General features: G+C 71.4%; 17 protein-coding genes. 9 read left to right on the top strand and 8 right to left on the bottom strand.

Translation table 11 applies throughout. The features are described from left to right. Positions 1–3: 3 nt before the first annotated feature. From scpA to ACFY3C_RS24365, 5 genes are all read right to left on the bottom strand, one after another. Complete coding sequence (scpA, locus tag ACFY3C_RS24345) at positions 4–2178, bottom strand: methylmalonyl-CoA mutase (protein WP_386575802.1); 2175 nt, start codon at positions 2176–2178, stop codon at positions 4–6. Continuing rightward, positions 2178–3983 (bottom strand): methylmalonyl-CoA mutase family protein, encoded by a 1806-nt coding sequence (locus ACFY3C_RS24350; protein ID WP_386575801.1) that lies wholly within the window; start codon positions 3981–3983, stop codon positions 2178–2180. The genes scpA and ACFY3C_RS24350 overlap by 1 nt, the downstream gene beginning before the upstream one ends. 23 nt (positions 3984–4006) lie before the next feature. After that, positions 4007–6820: a hypothetical protein gene (locus ACFY3C_RS24355; protein WP_390772214.1), complete on the bottom strand. Its 2814-nt coding sequence runs from the start codon at positions 6818–6820 to the stop codon at positions 4007–4009. Between the two features lie 37 nt (positions 6821–6857). Further along, positions 6858–8369, bottom strand: coding sequence for a hypothetical protein (locus ACFY3C_RS24360; protein WP_390772215.1), 1512 nt, complete (start codon positions 8367–8369; stop codon positions 6858–6860). Positions 8370–8472: 103 nt separating this feature from the next. Next, entirely contained in the window at positions 8473–8964 is a 492-nt protein-coding gene (locus ACFY3C_RS24365) for a MarR family winged helix-turn-helix transcriptional regulator (protein ID WP_386575797.1), read from the bottom strand. 97 nt (positions 8965–9061) lie between these two features. Between ACFY3C_RS24365 and ACFY3C_RS24370 the strand changes: the two genes are divergently transcribed. Beyond that, positions 9062–9577, top strand: coding sequence for a YceI family protein (locus ACFY3C_RS24370; RefSeq protein ID WP_390772216.1), 516 nt, complete (start codon positions 9062–9064; stop codon positions 9575–9577). On the opposite strand, the gene ACFY3C_RS24375 is transcribed toward ACFY3C_RS24370, so the two are convergent. Continuing rightward, on the bottom strand, positions 9558–11276 hold the full coding sequence (locus tag ACFY3C_RS24375) for a hypothetical protein (RefSeq protein WP_390772217.1): 1719 nt from the start codon (positions 11274–11276) through the stop codon (positions 9558–9560). The genes ACFY3C_RS24370 and ACFY3C_RS24375 overlap by 20 nt on opposite strands. A 249-nt stretch (positions 11277–11525) precedes the next feature. Between ACFY3C_RS24375 and ACFY3C_RS24380 the strand changes: the two genes are divergently transcribed. The 4 genes from ACFY3C_RS24380 to ACFY3C_RS24395 all read left to right on the top strand — a co-directional run bounded on the left by ACFY3C_RS24380 (position 11526) and on the right by ACFY3C_RS24395 (position 14389). Beyond that, positions 11526–11945: a cell division protein SepF gene (locus ACFY3C_RS24380; protein ID WP_145884070.1), complete on the top strand. Its 420-nt coding sequence runs from the start codon at positions 11526–11528 to the stop codon at positions 11943–11945. A gap of 117 nt (positions 11946–12062) precedes the next feature. Further along, entirely contained in the window at positions 12063–13361 is a 1299-nt protein-coding gene (locus ACFY3C_RS24385; RefSeq protein ID WP_390772218.1) for an AAA family ATPase, read from the top strand. After that, positions 13358–13702, top strand: coding sequence for a nucleotide pyrophosphohydrolase (locus ACFY3C_RS24390; protein ID WP_390772219.1), 345 nt, complete (start codon positions 13358–13360; stop codon positions 13700–13702). The genes ACFY3C_RS24385 and ACFY3C_RS24390 overlap by 4 nt, the downstream gene beginning before the upstream one ends. A 201-nt stretch (positions 13703–13903) precedes the next feature. Beyond that, complete coding sequence (locus ACFY3C_RS24395) at positions 13904–14389, top strand: DUF6099 family protein (protein ID WP_386575791.1); 486 nt, start codon at positions 13904–13906, stop codon at positions 14387–14389. Between the two features lie 33 nt (positions 14390–14422). On the opposite strand, the gene ACFY3C_RS24400 is transcribed toward ACFY3C_RS24395, so the two are convergent. Beyond that, on the bottom strand, positions 14423–14581 hold the full coding sequence (locus ACFY3C_RS24400) for a hypothetical protein (RefSeq protein ID WP_386575790.1): 159 nt from the start codon (positions 14579–14581) through the stop codon (positions 14423–14425). A gap of 213 nt (positions 14582–14794) precedes the next feature. Between ACFY3C_RS24400 and ACFY3C_RS24405 the strand changes: the two genes are divergently transcribed. The 3 genes from ACFY3C_RS24405 (at position 14795) to ACFY3C_RS24415 (ending at position 17277) form a co-directional block, all read left to right on the top strand. After that, entirely contained in the window at positions 14795–15718 is a 924-nt protein-coding gene (locus ACFY3C_RS24405; protein WP_390772220.1) for an LLM class F420-dependent oxidoreductase, read from the top strand. A 123-nt stretch (positions 15719–15841) separates the two neighbouring features. Continuing rightward, positions 15842–16339 carry a hypothetical protein gene (locus ACFY3C_RS24410; RefSeq protein ID WP_390772221.1) on the top strand — a complete coding sequence of 166 codons (498 nt, stop codon included), beginning with the start codon at positions 15842–15844 and terminating at the stop codon, positions 16337–16339. Beyond that, complete coding sequence (locus ACFY3C_RS24415; RefSeq protein ID WP_390772222.1) at positions 16336–17277, top strand: CbrC family protein; 942 nt, start codon at positions 16336–16338, stop codon at positions 17275–17277. Before ACFY3C_RS24410 ends, ACFY3C_RS24415 begins: the two co-directional genes overlap by 4 nt. Before the next feature lie 76 nt (positions 17278–17353). Here ACFY3C_RS24415 and ACFY3C_RS24420 read toward each other — a convergent pair whose 3' ends face one another. Beyond that, complete coding sequence (locus tag ACFY3C_RS24420; RefSeq protein WP_390772223.1) at positions 17354–18283, bottom strand: D-alanyl-D-alanine carboxypeptidase family protein; 930 nt, start codon at positions 18281–18283, stop codon at positions 17354–17356. 178 nt (positions 18284–18461) lie between these two features. On the opposite strand from ACFY3C_RS24420, the gene ACFY3C_RS24425 reads away from it, so the two are divergent. After that, positions 18462–19403, top strand: coding sequence for a hypothetical protein (locus tag ACFY3C_RS24425; RefSeq protein WP_390772224.1), 942 nt, complete (start codon positions 18462–18464; stop codon positions 19401–19403). Positions 19404–19440 lie beyond the last annotated feature (37 nt).

The following is a 19440-nucleotide window of genomic DNA, read 5'->3' on the forward strand; positions in this document are numbered from 1 at the left end:
GGATCAGAGGTCGTGGCCGAGGTCGGCCGACAGCCGCTGCACCAGGTCGTACGCCGCGTCCGGGATCACCGTCCCGGGCGGGAACACGGCCGTGGCGCCCATCTCCAGCAGGGTCGGCACGTCCTGCGGCGGGATCACCCCGCCGACCACGATCATGATGTCCTCCCGGCCCTCCTCGGCGAGCGCCTCGCGCAGCGCCGGTACGAGGGTGAGGTGACCTGCGGCCAGCGAGGACACGCCGACCACGTGGACGTCCGCCTCGACCGCCTGGCGGGCGACCTCCTCCGGCGTCTGGAACAGCGGGCCGACGTCGACGTCGAAGCCGAGGTCGGCGAAGCCGGTGGCGATCACCTTCTGGCCGCGGTCGTGGCCGTCCTGGCCCATCTTGGCGACCAGGATGCGCGGCCGGCGCCCCTCGGCCTCGTCGAAGGCGTCCACCAGGGCACGGGTGCGGTCCACCGACGGGGACTCCCCTGTCTCGTTGCGGTACACGCCGGAGATCGTACGGATCTGGCTCTGGTGGCGGCCGTACACCTTCTCCAGGGCGTCGGAGATCTCGCCGACCGTGGCCTTGGCGCGGGCCGCGTGCACGGCCAGCTCCAGCAGGTTGCCATTGCCGTCGGCGGCCCGGGTGAGCGCGTCCAGCGCGTCCCGGCAGGCGGTCTCGTCCCGCTCCGCGCGCAGCCGCCGCAGCTTCTCGATCTGCTGGGCGCGCACCGAGGAGTTGTCGACCTTGAGGACCTCGATCGCCTCGTCGTTCTCCACCCGGTACTTGTTGACGCCGATCACCGGCTGGCGGCCGGAGTCGATACGGGCCTGGGTGCGGGCCGCAGCCTCCTCCACGCGCAGCTTGGGAATGCCGGCGTCGATGGCCTGCGCCATGCCGCCCGCCTGCTCGACCTCCTGGATGTGCGCCCAGGCCTTGCGGGCGAGGTCGTACGTCAGCTTCTCGACGTACGCGCTGCCGCCCCACGGGTCGATGACCCGGGTGGTGCCCGACTCCTGCTGGATGAGCAGCTGGGTGTTGCGGGCGATGCGCGCCGAGAAGTCGGTCGGCAGCGCGAGCGCCTCGTCCAGGGCGTTCGTGTGCAGCGACTGGGTGTGGCCCTGGGTCGCCGCCATCGCCTCCACGGCCGTACGCGTGACGTTGTTGAACACGTCCTGCGCGGTCAGCGACCAGCCCGAGGTCTGCGAATGCGTGCGCAGGGACAGGGACTTGGAGTTCTTCGGCTCGAACTGGGAGACCAGCCTGGCCCACAGCAGCCGGGCCGCCCGCAGCTTGGCGATCTCCATGAAGAAGTTCATGCCGATCGCCCAGAAGAAGGAGAGCCGGGGCGCGAACGCGTCCACGTCCAGGCCGGCTTCCCGCCCGGCGCGGATGTACTCGACTCCGTCCGCGAGGGTGTACGCCAGCTCCAGGTCGGCCGTCGCACCCGCCTCCTGGATGTGGTAGCCGGAGATGGAGATGGAGTTGTAGCGGGGCATCCGCTGCGAGGTGTACGCGAAGATGTCGGAGATGATCCGCATCGACGGCTTCGGCGGATAGATGTAGGTGTTGCGGACCATGAACTCCTTCAGAATGTCGTTCTGAATCGTTCCGGCCAGCTTCTCGGGCGGTACGCCCTGCTCCTCCGCCGCCACGATGTACAGCGCCAGCACCGGCAGCACGGCGCCGTTCATCGTCATCGACACGGTCATCTTGTCCAGCGGGATGCCGTCGAACAGCTGCCGCATGTCGTAGATCGAGTCGATGGCCACGCCCGCCATGCCGACGTCGCCGGTCACGCGCGGGTGGTCGCTGTCGTAACCCCGGTGCGTGGGCAGGTCGAAGGCGACCGACAGGCCCTTCTGACCGGCCGCCAGGTTGCGCCGGTAGAACGCGTTGGACTCCTCGGCGGTCGAGAAGCCCGCGTACTGGCGGATGGTCCAGGGCTGGTTGACGTACATCGTCGGGTAGGGGCCGCGCAGGTACGGCGCCATGCCCGGGTAGGTGCCGAGGAAGTCCAGGCCCTCCAGGTCACGGCCGGTGTACAGCGGCTTGACCCCGATGCCCTCCGGGGTCTCCCACACCGGTGCCTCGCCGCCGGTGGCGTTCTTGACGGCCGTACGCCATTCCGCGTCACCGCCCTCGGCGACGGGGGTCCCCAGCTCGATGCCGGAGAAGTCGGGGATTCCCATCAGGACACTCCCATGCGGTCGAGGGTCGCGGACAGCACGTCCACTGCGTCGCAGCCCGCGAAGACGTACGAGTCGATGCCGGCGTAGTCGCCCCGGCCCGCGAGGACCACGTGCCGGGCCCCGGCCGCCTTCAGCGACCCGGCCGTCCGCTCGGCCTGTTCGGCGTACTGCGCGTCGCTGGAGCACAGCACGGCCTCGGTGGCGCCGCTGTCCGCGAAGCCGCCCTCGGTCACCGGCTCGATGCCGCCCGCCTGGAAGAGGTTGGCGGCGAAGGTCGAGCGCGCGGTGTACTCGGCGGCCGTGCCCAGGGTGGCCAGGTAGATCCGGGGGCGGGCGCCGGTCGCCGCCAGGTGGGCGTCGGAGCGGGCGCGCAGGGCCTCGTACGCCTCGTCCCGGCGCACCCGGGGCAGCCCGCCGGACGGCGGCTCGGGCGCGGGCTCGCGCTCCAGCGGCTTCTCGGACAGGAGAGGGAACTCGCTGACGCCGGTGATGGGTTCGCGCCGCTTGGCGAGCTTCTTGGAGCGCTCCGCCCAGGTCGTCGCCAGGTCCGTGCGGATCCGGCCCGAGCGCAGTACGGCCGCCTGGCCGCCGTCCCGCTCGATCGACCGGAAGAACTCCCAGGCCGCGTGGGCGAGTTCGTCGGTGAGCTGCTCGACGTACCAGGAGCCGCCCGCCGGGTCGATGACCCGGGCCAGATGGGACTCCTCGACCAGGATCGTGGAGGTGTTGCGGGCGATACGGCGGGCGAACGCGTCCGGCAGGCCGAGCGCGTGGTCGAAGGGCAGCACGGTGACGGAGTCGGCACCGCCCACCCCGGCGGCCAGCGTCGCGACCGTCGTACGGAGCATGTTCACCCACGGGTCGCGGCGGCTCATCATCACCGGCGAGGTCACCGCGTGCTGCACCTGCGCGCCCGCGCCGGGCGCCCCGGACACCTCGGCGACCCGCGCCCACAGCCGGCGCGCCGCGCGCAGCTTGGCGATGGTCAGGAACTGGTCGGCGGTGGCCGCGTACCGGAACTCCAGCTGCGCGCAGGCCGCTTCGACCGTGAGACCGGCCGCGGTCAGCTCCCGCAGGTAGGCCACGCCGGTGGCCAGGGAGGCGCCCAGCTCCTGCGCGGCCGAGCCGCCCGCCTCGTGGTACGGCAGCGCGTCCACGGTCAGCGTGCGCAGGCCCGGGTACTGCCCGGCGGTTTGCCGGGCCAGCGCGGTGAGCGGAGCGAAGTCCTGCGCCTCGCCGGTGCGGGCCTCGTACCCCAGCGGGTCGCCGCCGAGGCTGCCGCGCACGGCCTTCGGGTCGATGCCCCGCTCCTCGTACAGCCGCAGCAGCTCGGCCGCCGCAGCCTCCACGTCACGGCCGGCCTCCAGGACCACCGGGGCCAGGTCGAGGTAGACCCCGTCGAGGGCGCGTGCGAGCGCGGACACGGGCATGCCGCCCTGTCCCACGACCAGCCAGAGCGAGGTGACGCCGTTCTCCAGGTCCGTCAGGACCGCGCCGTCGGCGAGCGTCGCGTGCCGCTGCCGTACGTCCCAGCCGCCCGCGGTGTTGCCCTCGGGGCGGCCGCCGCGCACGAACGGCGCGAAGCCGGGCAGGCCGGGGTCGGGCGCGCCGTCGCGCGCGGTGTACAGCGGCCGGGTGCGCAGCCCGTCCTCGAGCGTGGTGGACAGAGCGTCCTCAGCTGCCGCGCCCGAGACTTCCTTGCCCGACTTGCGCAGCACACCCTCGACCAGGCGTTGCCACTGCTCGTGTGTCGCGTCAGGGAACTCGGCGGCCAGTGAGAGCCCGTCGTCAGGCAGGACCGTCATGCTCGGATGTTAGGTCAGGGCGCTCAAGTGACAGCAGGCCGAGGGCTGTGACGTTGCCCTCCTTCTGGCTGTGACCTGGCTCTCCCGTCACTTCCGGGCTCGTCCGGGGCGTCGGATTCCGTGTGCATCGGGCAGGGGGAGCTGCGCGGCCGGGGGATCCACGGGACGGTCCCGCCGGCGTGGTGCGGGACCCGCCAGGCAGCTCTGATCGCCATGATCAGGGAACGCGCGCTGTAGGGCGAGCCCGCCAGTTCCTGCCGTGCCTGTGCCAGCAGGTCCGGGTCACCGTCGGTGCGCAACGCGGCCGCGGCCCTGCGGCGCGCGAAGTCGGGGGTGCCGAACACGTCCAGCAGGGTGAGGGAGAACAGCACGTACGCCGACGCCTCGTCGATCAGCCGGCGGACCTCGTCCGGGATGTCCTGGGCGGCGCTCCCCAGCTGACCCTCCAGGTCGTAGAAGGCCACGTGCCGTAGCGCACCGTGCAGTTCCGTGGACGGGCACGGGCAAAGGTGCCGGAAATGGTCCATGAGTCTGCGGAACGTCAGCAGCACCTCGCTCGTCTCACGCGTCCACTGCTGCTTGCCGAGCAGCGTACGGAACCCGGCCAGCGTCTCGGCCAGCTCTTCCAGGATCATCTGTCGCGAGATGTCGGTCAGTTCGAAGAACCGAGTCTTCTCCTCGATCTCCATGATCCGCAGGCCGTAACGGATCAGGTCGCGGGGTATCCCGCCCGAGAGCGCGTGCGCCAGCAGGCTGTACGGCTCCAGCAGCTCCTTCGCGCGCCGTTCGAGGATGCTCTGGGACTCGGCGAGTGTGCAGGGCTGTACGTGGACGATGTCGTCCAGCGAACTGTCCGTGACCCCGCGGTGCGGCAGCCCGCGGCGCACGAAGGACGCGCCGACGTCCTCGGCCACCGAGATCAGGTAGTGGACGTGCGGCACACCCAGGATCGCTTTGATCTCCGCGAGGAACGCCAAAGCCTGGGTGTCCGTTCCGAGCCGGTCCACCTCGTCGATGGCGATGACGACCCGGCCGTTCCTGGCGTACCGCTCCTGGGCGATGCTCGTCAGCAGCTCCCGGAAGTCGGAGACCAGCGCGGGCAGGGCGGGCGGGACGGTGGACAGCGACGAGGTGTGGGCCGAGACCAGCGCGGGCGGGCCACTGGTCACCGCGAAGGACGAGGTCTGCACCGTCTGGAGGCGGTAGAGCTGGTTGCGGCAGCGCGTGACCAGGGGCGGCTCGGGCTGAGGCAGCGCCCACCGGCCGGCCCTGAAAAGCAGCAGACCGAGCAGCAGGCATGCCAGACGGAGCGGATTGCCGCTGTCGGTCACCATCGCGTGCACCGGGGCAGTCCGGTAGGCCAGGATCAGGTCGCCGGCGAGGAGCACGGCGAAGACGGGCCGGCCGGCGAGGACGATCAGGCCGACGGGCCAGCGGGGGGCCGCCTCCATGGCGAGGGCGAGAAACACACCGAGTCCCAGGAGCAGGCCCGGTACCGACGATCCGTCCAGCACGTCCCGCCAGCCCTGCCGGATGCCGGGGTCGAAGAACAGCGAGACAGGTGCCGCGAGCATGAGCAGACCACCGCCGACCATGGCGAACAGCAGCCGGAGCCCTTCGAGCAGCGCACCCCACCGGCCCCACCGGCGCAGCCGCCAGACCGCCACGCCGAGGAGGGTGACCGCCAGGGCCGCGCCCACCCGCTCCCCGCCCCAGACGTCCTGCGCGGTACCGGCCAGACCGGTCCAGAGATCCTGTGCGTGGTGGCGTACGGCGTCCTCGTAGCGCAGCCCCGCCGACCGGGCCGCGGCCGCCAGCCCGAGCACGACCAGCGCGGCCGCCGGCAGGGCGAAGCCGAGAAACCGCACCACGCGCCGGACCACCGGAGCGAGCCGGCGCGCGACCCTGCTGACCGTGGACAGCCGATCGAACTCGGGAACGTCGTAGTCGCTGTCCTTGAGGTACTGCTCGCAGACCTCGATGTACAGCGACAGCAGGAACTCGTGCGGCGCATAGGTGGCGGGTGCCTGGACGAGGACGGAGAAGTCGGCCTCCTCCGCGCAGTGCTCCAGCAGCGTCGACTTGCCCGCACCGCGCGGCCCGCTGACGGCGATCGTGCCGCCCTCGCGCTGGGCCACCTTCCGGGCAAGGCGCCGGTAGGCCTCGTTGTCGATCACGTACTGCCGGTTCCGGGGAGAGCGCAGCCCCTCGTAACCGTCCGGGAGGAGCAGGGAGTCGCTGTCCTCGCCCAGGAGTGCCTCGACCACCCGCTCCATCAAAGGGCCCACGCCCTTGGCCTGGAGTTCCCGTCGCCAGGTCTGCTCCCTGGAGTCGGCCAGCCGTTTGTAGACGGGCATGACCGACCTCATCAGCAGCTCACCCGCGTTGTGGCGCACGTGCATCCGCCACAGGGGGTTGCGGCGAACGGCGAAAGTGCCCACGGCCAGCAGGAACGCCGCGCCGACGACGTATGTCCAGGGCGCCAGGACGAGAACGAGGAGGAAGACCAGCGTGAGCAGGCCGAGGACGAACGTCTCCGGGGACGGCGGATCGTGCAGATAGTCCATCCGCCTTCTGGCGGCTTCGTACCAGCTCAGCGCGCCACGGAAGCGCCTCTGGTGCTCCAGGCAGGGCTCGAGGGCCCGTCGGACGTTCGCTTCCGTCAGCATGTTGGCGCGTACGTTCTCCGCGTTGGCCTGCGGCCTCTTGCCCAGCCGGCGCGTGATCGAGGGCTGGGTCAGACAGACGCCGAGCACGGCGTCGTACGCCGTCGCCTCTCGCTCGTACGCGAAGTGATCGGCGACCTGCCATGGCGCGGTCCGGTGGCGTCCCGGCATTCTGTGGCGACCTTTCGGAGGGCGGGCGGATCCGGTGTCAGGACGAAGCGCGCCGGCGCTCGAGCTGCCGCCGCGGTATGCGCGTGCCCCGCTTGTGCTTGATCTGGAAGAAGGCTTCCAGCCCCGGTTCCTCGTCGTGGTCCGTGCCGTACGTGACCGCGTGGGCCGACCCGTCGTCGAGCAGCCGGCCCACGCACTGGGCGAGCGCGCCGGGGCCCGATCCGCTGTAGCCCCAGGAGAGTCCGGGGGCGTCCATGCTCGGTGCGGGATACAGGACGCCCTTCGTGGTGCGGACCCAGATCGGGTCGTCGAGGACGACTTCCCTCAGGACCGATCCGGCGGGCAGCCGCTTGGGTGCGCTGCCGAGGTAGCTGATCTCGCGATGGCCGCGGGAGAGGAACCGCCCCTTGAACGCCACAACCGGACTGCCGGTGACGGGATCGACGAACGTTCCCACGGGAGCTTCGTGCCGCGTCCACAGACGGTGAATCGCCGTCGGGCTGACGCGGCGCAGGCGGTTGATCCACTCCGCGCCCTCGCGGGTGACATCGGTGCGTGTGATGCTGAAGGCGCCACCGAACGGCAGGTGTTCGCCGCTCCACATGCTGATCTGTTCCAGGCACTCCACCGCGTCGTCGTCGCTGCGCGCGCACAGCTTGGCCAGGCCCAGCGCGACCATGTCGGGGAGGACGGTCTCGGACCGGCCGGGGTCCTCGGTCGCGGGGACCGCCGGGAGGACCATCGCGGCGCGCTCGGCTGTCGCCCGGGGACTCTTGGGGCCGCCGAACTCGCCCCTCTTCTCCAGGATCTCCGTCACCTCGTGCTCGACCCAATCGGCGGCCTGGGTCCGCATCTCGTGGCCGATGGTGAAGCAGGCGCCGCGCACGGGCGAGCCTTCCGGCTCTGAACCCGCCAGCTCGTACAGAGGTTCCCAGGAGGGCCAGGTGATCACGGCCACGGGTGTCGGTTCGTCGCCGGGCCGCCATGCGGTCAGGTGCTCCGGCCTGCGCAACTGGGAGGGCCACCAGGGGACCTGAGTGCCGATGTGGGACGCGATGTCCGACCACATGGGCTCGTACGGCAGATCGGGGTGCGCGCGGTCGATCGCTTCGAGCGCGGGGCCGTAGAGGTCGTAGTCGGACTGGACGACCACGACGGTCGCCGCGCTGTCGTGGAATTCGAGGAGATCACGGGGCGCGCGGATCCGCGAGTGCGGGTAGACGACCGCTACGACGCCGTCGTCCGTCCTCCACAGCCCGGCGAAGTGCTCCCGGTCGTATCCCACTTCGTCGGATGTGGCGTACCGGCCCTCCAGGTAGTGCGGTTTGGTCTCGGGCGCCGGACGCAGGAGGGCGGGAACGGCCTCGGCCAGCTCCGGGTGCCGAAGGGCCAGCCAACGGGCGAACTCCTGTCCCGCCCACTTCGTGACGCCGTCGGTGTACCGCGGGTCGATCGGCTCGACCAGGTCCGGATCCGAACTGATCCGTTCCCACGCGGCGCTCGACAGCTCGAACGTGCCCTGAAGTTCGGCCGCCGTCATGGCTTCCAACGCATCCCCCTCCGAGACCGGACCGTCGTCCGCCTCCCATCATGCGGGGGACCACTGACAATCGGGGCACCGCATGGTCGGCGAGGCGAGCCGAGGCGAGGCGTCAGGAGTCCGTGAGGTTGGGCACCAGTGCGAACAGTGCCTCGCGCTGCTCCGGGCCGACGAACTGGGACAGCGCCTCGCGGACCGTCTCCGCGAGGGCGCCGGAGGCCTCCCGGAGGAGGCGTCGGGCCTTGTCGGTGAGGGCTACCTCGATGCCGCGTTTGTCGCCGCACACGGACTCGCGGGTGACCAGGCCGGCCCGCTGGAGGCAGGCGATCTGGTAGGTGAGCCGGGTCTTGGGGCGGCCGAGGAGGTCGGCGATCCGGGTCATGCGCAGGCCGCCCCGCGGCTGCTCGGCCAGCAGGCACAGGATGAGGAACTCGTCGTGCGAGACGTCGAGGGTCTGCTTCACGACCGACCGCAGCCGCTGCTCCACCGCTCCCGTCGCGGCCAGCAGAAGCATCCAGGCGCGCAGCTCGCCGGGGAGCAGTCCGCCGCCCGCGGCGGAGAAGCAAGGGGGCTGGTCGGCGGGGTGTTCGTCGGGGGCGGCCATGGCTTCGAGTCTACCTGTTGTCCAAATTTGGATATTGGGCTAGCGTGAGGTCATCCAAATTTGAACGACAATATGTCAACGAAAGGGGAGGACGGCCATGACCGTCGCCGTGGAAACAGGCACCTGGCAGCTCGACCCGACCGCGTCCACCGTGGGCCTGCGGCACAAGACCTTCTGGGGCCTGGTCACCGTCAAGGGCACCTTCGCCGCCGTCACCGGCCACGGCGAGGTCCGCCCCGACGGCTCGGCCACCGGCACCGTGACGCTGGACGTGGCCTCCCTGGACACCAAGAACGCCAAGCGGGACGAGCACCTGCGCTCGGCCGACCTCCTGGACGCCGGCAACCACCCGGAGATCACCCTCGCCGTCGGCGGCGCCGACCGCATCGACGGCGACAGCGTCCGGGTGAGCGGTCAGCTGACCGTGCGGGGCGTCAGCAGGCCGCTGAACCTCACCGCACGCCTGACCTCGGCGACGGCCGAGGCGCTCACCCTGGAGACCGAGTTCACCGTGGACCGCGAGCAGTTCGGCGTGACCTGGAACCAGCTCGGCATGATGCGCGGCCTGACCACGGTGACGGCCGCTCTCAGGTTCAGCCGCGCCGCGGCCTGACGCCCAGCTCGGCCGGCCGCAGGTCCCGGGTGGAGAGCGTCTGCGGGTTCCCCGTGAAGGCACGCAGCCGGATGTGGGCGCTCTTCTTGTCCGGCAGCGGGAACCGGCCGGAGGGCGCGCGCAGTTCGACGGTCGCCGTGGTGTGCGCCGGGATCGTGGCCGGGCCGCGCACCAGGGACCAGTACCTGCTCATGCCCTGCCCGGTCGTCAGCATGTAGTGCGGGGTGAGCGGGCCGCCCCCGGTGTTGGTCACCCGCAGGGTCAGCGCGGCCAGCGACTGCCCCGTGGCCTGCCGCGCCGACGCGATGGCCATCCGCAGCGGCGGCCGGCCCGTCACCGCCAGGGTCGCGCTCACCAGCGCGGGCAGCACCAGCAGGACCACCGCGCCCACCAGCGCCGGGCGGCGGCGCGGACCCGTCAGCCACCGGGGGCGCGGCTGCCAGGCCCGAGCGAAGTCCGACAGCGGCACGGTGATCGCCGCCGCGAGCCACAGCGGGGTCATCATCAGGTAGTAGCCGTCCTGGGAGCGCGTCGCCAGGTAGAAGGCACACCAGGGCAGCACGGTCGCCGCCGGGCCCAGCCGCCGCACGAACAGCACGAACAGCGCCAGCAGTGCCGCGGCCAGCAGCACGCTCGCGTGGCCGTACCAGTCGAGCCGGTCGCTGCCGTGCGTGAAGTACAGCGAGATGTCCACCAGGCCCTGACCGTGCAGCACCGCGCCCTGCGTCAGCGGCAGGGCGATCCCGCCGAGCCAGGTGCCCGGCTCGTGCACGACGAAGTACGTGTTGATCAGCAGCCAGGTCGCCGCGGCGACCCCGAGGATCCGCAGCACGACCAGCCAGGCCGCGCGCCCGCCCAGTTCACCCCGGCGTACGGCGTAGATGCCGGCCAGCAGGAACGGCGTCACGAACCAGGGCAGTTGCTGCGCCGCGCACGCCGCCCCGAGGCAGACGGCCCGTGCGACGCCCGCCGCGCCGAGCCTTCCGCCGGCGCCGATCCGCGGCCAGCGCACCACCACCGGCACCAGCAGGGCCAGGGCGACGATCGCCGGGTAGCCCTGGCGGGCGTACGTCGGCAGGAAACTGAAGCCCAGACAGAGCATCGTCGCCGTCGAGCGCCACGGCATCGGCAGCATCCGCCACAGCACCACCGCGGCCGCGATCAGCGCGAGCGTCGCCATCGCCGTCGCCGGAGCGCCGCCGTGGCCCAGCCACAGCAGGGGCGCGGCCAGCAGCGGGGTGAGCGGGGGGTAGCCGTACGTGAAGTCGTAACCGCCGTCTATCGTCGCCGTCAGCGCGACACCCTTGGTGTGGAACAGCCAGGGCCACGGCTGCCCGTAGATCGGGTGTCCGGCCACCATTTCCCGCGCGGCCTGGGTGGTGAGGACCGCCTCGTCGCCGCCTGCGTGGTTCAGCGCCCAGGTGCACAGGGTGAGCGTGATCGCGGTCAGCAGCACCACCAGGTCCAGCCGGGCCAGCGAGCGCGCCCGGCGGACCGTCAGCGTGAGAACGCCGCTGATCAGGATCGAGGCGTAGCAGACGGAGATGACCGCCGCGAGGACCAGCCGGTGGCTGGCCGCCTGGTTCCAGACCGAGCGGGTGCCGATGAAGAGGCTCGCATCGGCGAGCAGTGTCAGGACGCGGTGCCACTGCGCGGGGCTGCCGAGGTCTTCCGTGCGACCCCCCGGGGCGGCGGACACCGCCGACTGCGTCCGCCGGCCGGGTGTCACCCGCTGTGTTTCTGCCAAATGCACGGCACCGGACGCTAGTGGCAGCCGGTGAGCGGGGCGTCGTGGCAGGTGAAGAGTCCGGTGTGAGGGCGGTAAGAAACGGGCGTTTGCGTACATGTGCCTCGTGCCGGGCGGGGGAAGTGGCGGACGGACCTGTCGCGCTTCGTGTCGTTGTTGGGCCGAACGGGTGACTTGGCGTAAGAATTGGCTGGTGCAGGCATGGAGTGCGAGTCAGGTCGGGGGGAGCCGGTGAGCCGTTACGACGTCACCGATGAACAGTGGGAAGGGCTCGCCCAGGTCGTGCCGCTGCGTGGCCGGGACGCCTGGCCGTCGGCGGTGAACCACCGCTCGCTGCCGGACGCGGAGACCGAGACGCGACGCCGTTTCGTCGTCCTGCGGGTCAACGTCTTCGCGGACGCCCGCGAGGTCGCCGAGACACTGATGGCCGGGGTGCCGGTGCTGCTCGACCTCTCCAACGCGGAGGGCGAGGTCGCCAAGCGCGTCCTCGACTTCAGCACCGGCGTCGTCTTCGGCCTCGGCAGCGGAATGCACCGGGTCGACCGGAACGTGTTCCTCCTCACCCCGCCCGGCACGGAGGTCAGCGGGTTGATGGAGGGGGCGGGGATGTCCGGGGGCTGAGGCGCGGGGCTTTCGGGCGAGCCGTCCGGCCGGTTTCACGTCGGCCGGTCCCCCGATCGTAGGAAGGCGCCGTCGGCAAAACGGTTCGCCGTGGCAGTGGAGGCCTACCGTCCGGATATGGCCGTGCCTTCCGCGTCCGCCGAGTCCGCCGAGTCCTTCGCGTCGCCCGGGTCCTTCGCGTCGCCCGGGTCCTCCGCGGCCCCCGACCTCTCGACGTCCACCGAGCCTGTAGTGCCGGCGCAGTCGGCCCGTTGGCCGGAGTCCGTACCGGCGGACCCGGTTTCCCCCGGACCCGCCGTCGTCGACGTACGCGCCCGGATCACCGAGTTGCGGCTGTCCGCCTTCGCCGGGCACCGGCGGGCCGCGTTTCCGCTGGGGGCCGTCACCCTGTTCGCCGGGCCCAGCGGCGCGGGGAAGTCGACCGCGTTCGGGGCGTACGAGGCGCTGGCGCGGCTCGGGGGAGGGGTCCGGCTCGCCGAGGTGTTCCCGGATCCGGTCGCCTGTGTACCGGAGCGGGCGCGGCCCGACGCCGAGGGGCGGCGGGGGTTCCGGATCGGGTGCACGGCCGACGGTGCCGAGGGCCCGGTCCGGCTCGACGTCGCCGTACAGGCCGAGCCGCAGCTGCGGATCGTGGGCGAGCGGCTGACGGCACGGGGCGTGGTCCTGCTGGAGACCGCCCTGCGCGACCCCGGCCGCCGGACCGTACAGGCCGCCTGGCACACCGCCGGCTCCGCCCCGGTGACCCGTGCCCCGCTGCCCGACGACCGCCTCGGCACCGCCCTGCTGCCGCTGCGGGTGGCCGGCAAGACGGACGGGCAGCGGCATGTGCTGGCCGCCGCCGAGCAGATGGTCGTCGCCCTGCGCTCCGTCTTCGTCTGCGACCCGCGCCCCGAGTACATGCGCACCCCAGTGCCGACCGGCACAGGGCGGCTCATGCCCGGCTGCGACAACCTCGCCGACGTCCTGTGGCGCACCCGGTTCGAGTGCGGCCGCCGGCACTCCGCACTGGTCGAGGCGCTGCGCGCGGGCTGCGCGGGGCCGGTGACCGACCTGGTCGCCGAGCCGCTCGCCGACGGCACGGTCCGGGCGCTGCTCGACCGCGGCGACGGCTTCCGCACCGAACTGGCCCGGCTCGGCGACGGCGAACTGCGCTATGTCGCGCTGGCGCTGGTGCTGCTGACCGGACCCGGCGTACTGGACATGGACACACCGGGCGAGGTACCCGACGCCCTGCGGACCCTCACCGTGCTCGCCGACGGCTTCGACCGCGGCCTCGACCCCGGCCAGCGCCGCGCACTGCTGGGCACGGCGGCCCGGATGGGCGAGCGCGGCCACATCCGCTGCGTCGGCGCGGTGAGCGACGCCTCGTGGGCGGCCGGGACCGAGGGCGTCACAGTGGTACACCTGAGTCCGTGACCGAACACCCTGACCTGGCCGGACTCCAGCGCAGGCTCGCCGAGTTCGCCGCCGTGCGCAACTGGCAGCCCTACCACACCCCCAAGAACCTCGTGGCCGCCCTCAGTGTGGAGGCGTCCGAACTGGTCGAGATCTTCCAGTGGTTGACCCCGGAGGAGTCGGCCCGCGTGATGGACGATCCCGACTCCGCGCACCGGGTCACGGACGAGGTCGCCGACGTGCTCGCCTACCTCCTCCAGCTCTGCGAGGTGCTCGGCATCGACCCGCTGTCCGCCCTGTCGGCCAAGATCGACCGCAACGAACAGCGCTTTCCGGCCCCCGGTACGGACGACATCCCCTGACGTCGCCCGCGACCCCGACTCCCGGACTGCAGGGCTCCGTTATTACTCTGCGCAGTCAAATTTCCTGCCGAATCCGAATTGTTGTCCACAGATTTCGGACGACCTCTGGCTTTTCGCCCTACGGGGTTTCACGCTGGGTAGTTAACAAGGGAGTTCAAGCGGACGTGCGAGGACGCACGACAAGTGGGACGGGGGCAACGCATGGATGCGGTGCGGCTCATTGTGACGAGCAGGCGGGCTCTGGCGGGAGGCGCCGACATACCCGAGATCATGGCCGAGGTGTGGCAGGCACAGGCCCTGGCCCAGGCGATCGGCAGTCGCCTCGCGGTGTCCGGCCCCCCGGAGCTGCGAGGCGAGGCACTGGGCTTGACCGAGCTGGCGGGCCGGGGCTGCGGCGTCCTGGACCCTCCCGAACTCGACCCGGGCGACCTGCGCGCCGCCCAGCTCACCGAGCTGGACGACGCCCGGCAGACCCTTCTCTTCCTCGGCGGGCTGCTCGGCGAGGTCGGCATCGCCCTGGTCGGCATGGCCAGTTCCGCGGCCGACGAGACGACCTACTGGCAGTGCATGGAGGCCATCGACGCCGCGGACGAGTCCCGGGACCGGGTTCTGGAGATGCTGCGCAAACTGGCGGCGCGGGAGGAGGTGTTACCCGAGGAGGCGAAGGACAGCCCGTCCGGCGTGTGAGGCGAACGCTGCGCAAGCCGGCTCTGCGGAGCGTCAGGCCGGCTCGCCCTCTTTGGCCGACGCCCGCTGCAGATCCGCGTCCAGGGCCGACAGATCCGCGTTCAACGCCGCCATCAGCTCCTCCATCTGCTCCAGCAACCCCTTCGGCTGACCGGCGGAGCCACCCCCAGAGGGAATGGGCTCTTCTGACATCACGGCCTCCTCGGCCCGACACGCGACGGCGACGACCGTCCGGCGCGGGTGCCGGACGGTCCGGCTCCGACGGCCCAACGATCACCATCGGGGCCGGTCACTGGCCCACGCCTCACCCGGCGCGCACATGGGACGATTTTCACCCGACCGGGGACGGCCGCGCCAGGCGTCACCAGTGAGGTTGACGGGGCAGGTGGCGTGCAGGATGGATGTATGGACCTTCGAATCTTCACCGAGCCCCAGCAGGGGGCGACGTACGACACCTTGCTCACCGTGGCGAAAGCCGCCGAAGACCTAGGATTCGACGCGTTTTTCCGCAGCGACCACTATGTGCGGATGGGCAACGTGGACGGCCTGCCCGGCCCAACGGACGCCTGGATCACCCTGGCCGGCCTGGCCCGCGAGACCCGGCGCATCCGCCTCGGCACCCTGATGACGGCCGCCACCTTCCGACTGCCCGGCGTACTCGCCATCCAGGTGGCCCAGGTCGACCAGATGTCCGGAGGCCGCGTGGAACTCGGCCTGGGCGCGGGCTGGTTCGAGGAGGAGCACAAGGCGTACGGCATCCCGTTCCCGAAGGACAAGTTCGCGCGCCTGGAGGAGCAGCTGGAGATCGTCACCGGGCTGTGGGCGACCAAGCTCGGCGCGACCTTCGACTTCCACGGCCGGTACTACGACCTCACCGACTCGCCCGCGCTGCCCAAGCCGGCCCAGGAGAAGATCCCGGTGCTCATCGGCGGGCACGGCGCGACCCGTACCCCGCGCCTCGCCGCCCGGTACGCCGACGAGTTCAACATCCCCTTCGCCTCCGTCGAGGACAGCGAGCGGCAGTTCGGCCGGGTGCGCGCCGCCGCCGAGGAGGCGGGCCGCAGGGCGGACGACCTGACGTACTCCAACGCGCTCGTGGTGTGCGTCGGCAGGGACGACCAGGAGGTGGCCCGGCGGGCCGCGGCGATCGGCCGCGAGGTGGACGAGCTGAAGGCCCACGGTCTGGCCGGCTCGCCCGCCGAGGTGGTCGACAAGATCGGCCGGTACGCCGAGATCGGCTCCCGGCGGATCTACCTCCAGGTCCTCGACCTGGGCGACCTCGACCACCTGGAGCTGATCTCCGCTCAGGTCCAGTCGCAGCTGTCGTGACACGCCCCGCACCGGCCCCTCTCGGCCCGAGGCCGGAGGGGCCCGGTGACCTGTGACGACCTTGTGACCGGAGCTGTGGCCTCCGTCACAGCCGGATCGGTGCCGCCCTGGTGATCTCGTCCGATGGGTGAATCCGCGCTGGGCTCCTTCTTGTTTCTGCTGAGCATTCCCGCCGTCCTCGCGGTTCCGGTCTGGGTGGTCGTGGTCGCCGTCAAGCTCATCTCCGTGGCGGCGCCCGTCCGGCGCCCGGACTGGCGGCGGGATCTGCTGCGCTGGTCCGCCTGGATGGCGGGCTGGGGCGCGGTGATCCTCTATGTGCTCGGTGCCGGGGCGGTCGGGCTCGCCGTGCACGAGTCCTCGTCCGGCGCGGACTCCACGCCGGCCCACGAGTGCCGCGACGACTACCGGGCCGACCATCTCGTCGGGCAGACGGCCTCCTATCTGCCGCTGCGGTTCGACTGCGTCCTGGACGACGGCGGCACCTACCCGAGCAGCCCCGCGTACTTCTGGATCAACACGGTGGTCGCGGTGCTGGCCCTGGCCTCGATCGCGCTGGTCGTGACGAACGGGTACGCCGCCGAACGCCGGGCCCGGGCGAACGTCGACGGGGGAGCGCGATGAGCTACCCCTTCTACGTGCTGAAGTTCCGCGACGGCGAGCCGGCCCCGATGAAGGAGGAGGTGATCCGTGCGGTGCTGGGTCCGGTCACCGTGGACGGCCTGCCCGCCCGGGGCCTGCCCGAGTGGTGGAACCTGCGGACCCCGGACGGCGGCGAGGCGGAGGTCCACGGCGACGCCACCTGCCTGTCGTTCACCCATGTCTCCGGCCGCCTCGTCCTCGACCGGATGGCCGAACTCGCCCGCCGTACCGGCGCCGTGGTCATGCCGCTGGACTGTCCCGTGCTCCTGCAGCGGGAGCACGACCGGCGGCACCTGCCCGACGGCGACCTGCGGGCCCATGCGATCGTCGTCCCGCCCGCCACCTGGTCGGGCCGGTCGATCGAGCAGGTCGTCCGCCCCTTGCCGGAGCCCCCGAGGCGGCCGGTCCCGCCCCGGTTCGCCTACCACTCGGGGGCCGGGGCGATGGCACCGTCCGACGAGCCGTGCGTGTGCTGCGGACAGGTGCGCGGCTGGGTGTACACGGGCCCGGTGTACGGGGCCGAGGCGCCGAGCAGGGGCATCTGCCCGTACTGCATCGCCTTCTGCAAGGCCGCCGAACGCTACGGCGCCACCTTCAACGACGTCATCGACGGCGAGGTGCCCGACGAGGTGGCCCGCGAGATCCTGGAGCGGACCCCGGGCATCCCGTCCTGGCAGTCCCCGCGCTGGCTGACCCACTGCGGCGACGGCGCCGAGTTCATCGAGCCGGCCGGGGCCGAGGAGCTTCGGCACTTCCCGGACGCCGTGGAGGCGCTGCGGCGGGAGTGCGCGGAGTGGGGCTGGTCCGCCGAGCGGGTCGACGCGTACCTGACGGCGCTCGACGCGGACGACCAGCCGACCGCGTACCTGTTCCGCTGCCGGGTCTGCGGCACCCACCTGGCCTGCTCGGACTTCACCTGAGGGCCGAGGCGCCGACGGGCGCCGGGCGGACCGCTGCCCGCCCGGCCCCGCCGTCCTGCACTCAGCCGTCCCGCACTCAGCCGCGCTGCGCGAAGCCGTAGTCGAGGATCTTCTTCGCGTCGTTGAGCCGCTCGTCCACCGACGTGTCCGCGAGCACCGTGCCCACGACCGTCCTGCCGCCCCGGGTCGCCGCGAAGACCAGGCAGAACTTCGCCTCGGGGCCGGAGCCGGTCTTCACGCCGATCGCGCCCCGGTAGGTGTCCAGCAGCTTGTTCGTGTTCTCCCACGGCGCCATCGCGTGCGTTCCGCCACCGGGCCGGTAGGACTTCATGTCGTCGTACACCTTGGTGCCGACGACCTTCTTGAACGTCTTGTTCTTCAACGCGACCCCGGCCAGCTTGGCCAGGTCACGGGGGGAGGCGTGGTTCTTGCCGTTGGACACCCCGTCGAAGGAGTCGAAGTGGGTGTGCGTCAGGCCCAGTTCACGCGCCTTGCCGTTCATCTTCGCGATGAACGACTTCGTCCGCTGGGCCGTCGTCGACCCCGACCCGTAGGTGTCCGCGAGCGCGTACGCCGCGTCGCACCCGGACGGCAGCATGAGCCCGTACAACAGGTCCCCCACGCTCATCGAGTCGCCCAGGATCAGCTTGGCGCTGGAGTACCGCTGGGCGCCGGTCTTCGGGTCGATGACGTAGTCCGTGTACTCCTTCTTGATCTTCACCTTGCGGCCGAGGTCCACGTTCCGCTGCGACAGCACCACGAGTGCCGTCATGATCTTCGTCGTGGAGCCGGTCCGCAGCTCGGTGTCCGCCGCCTTCCCGAACAGCGCCTTCCCGGTGGCCGCGTTCATCGCGTACGCACCCTGGGCCGACACGGTGGGCGCCGGCGGCGCCGACGGAGCGGCCTGGGCGGGAGCGGCCGCGAGAACCCCCGTGGAGAGCACCACGGCGGCCGTCGCCGCGATCGCGGCTCGTCTGCGCATGGGCACGCCGGTGTCGATGGTCATTGCCATCCCCGTTCTGTCAGTGGTCAGTTGACGGACGATCACTTCACCAGGTCGCGTCCCGGAGAGCCATGGCGAAGATCACAGGAAGAGGTGCGATGTGGTCACGGTGTGGACTCCCTGTGCCGGAACTGTGGGCTCCGTCACGGCGCGCATGATCCGGACCTGATCGGATGACCGGGTGCGTAAAGTCCTCCCTCTCGCAGTCACCGGCCTGCTGGCCCTGTCGGCCTGTCAGTTCGCCGGCCAGGACGACCCCGCAGGCGACGCCCACCACCTCAACACCATGGAGTCGCTCCCGCTGCACGCCTACCTGCCGGACCCGTCGTCGGACGGGGGAAAGGTCATCGGCAAGGCGCAGTGGATCCTCGCGAAGAAGTGCATGGTCCGGCTCGGCTTCTCCGGCTTCGCGGCACTCAACACCAAGGCCGTGGAGTCGACGTATCCGGTCCGGCAGGGAAGCCTCGCGAGCCGCAGCACGGTCGGTGACGACAGCCTCTACGGGGTCGACGACCCCGATCTGGCCACCGAGCACGGCTACCACAACCGCGCTCAGGACCAGGAGGAGTCCGAGCAGCCCCAGGAGTGGCCGGCCGACCAGTACGTCGCCCTCACCGGCACGTTCGACTCCGGCGACAGCCACCGTGCCCAGGGGAACCCCATTCCCGAGGGCGGGTGTCTGGGACAGGCGACGCGGCGGATCTACGGCCCTGCGCCCAAGACGACGAAGGCGGGCGGCCTGAAGCTGACCGGCTACTTCTCGCTGCCCTTCGAACTCTGGTACGAGTCCCACAAGAAGGCAGGGAAGGACCCGGCCTGGAAGAAGGCCGACCGCGCATGGTCGGCCTGCATGAAGGAGAAGGGCTTCCACTACCCCGACCCGGACGAGGCATCGGCCGACACCGCCTGGTACCGGACCGAGAAGCCGTCGGGCAAGGAGAAGAAGACGGCGTCCGCGGACGCCCGGTGCAAGCTCGACACCGACTACATCGACACCGTCCACGGCATCGAGTCCCGCGTCCAGAAGAAGGTCATCGGCGAGCGCAAGAAGGACCTGGACGCCATGCGCGCGGCGAACGAGCGGGCTGTCGGGAACGCCCGGACGATCATCGAGAAGGCGTAGGACGGCGCCCGTCGGCGGCACCGGCGGGCGGCGGCGC

The organism is Streptomyces sp. NPDC001410, from assembly GCF_042895235.1.
GTDB lineage: Bacteria > Actinomycetota > Actinomycetes > Streptomycetales > Streptomycetaceae > Streptomyces.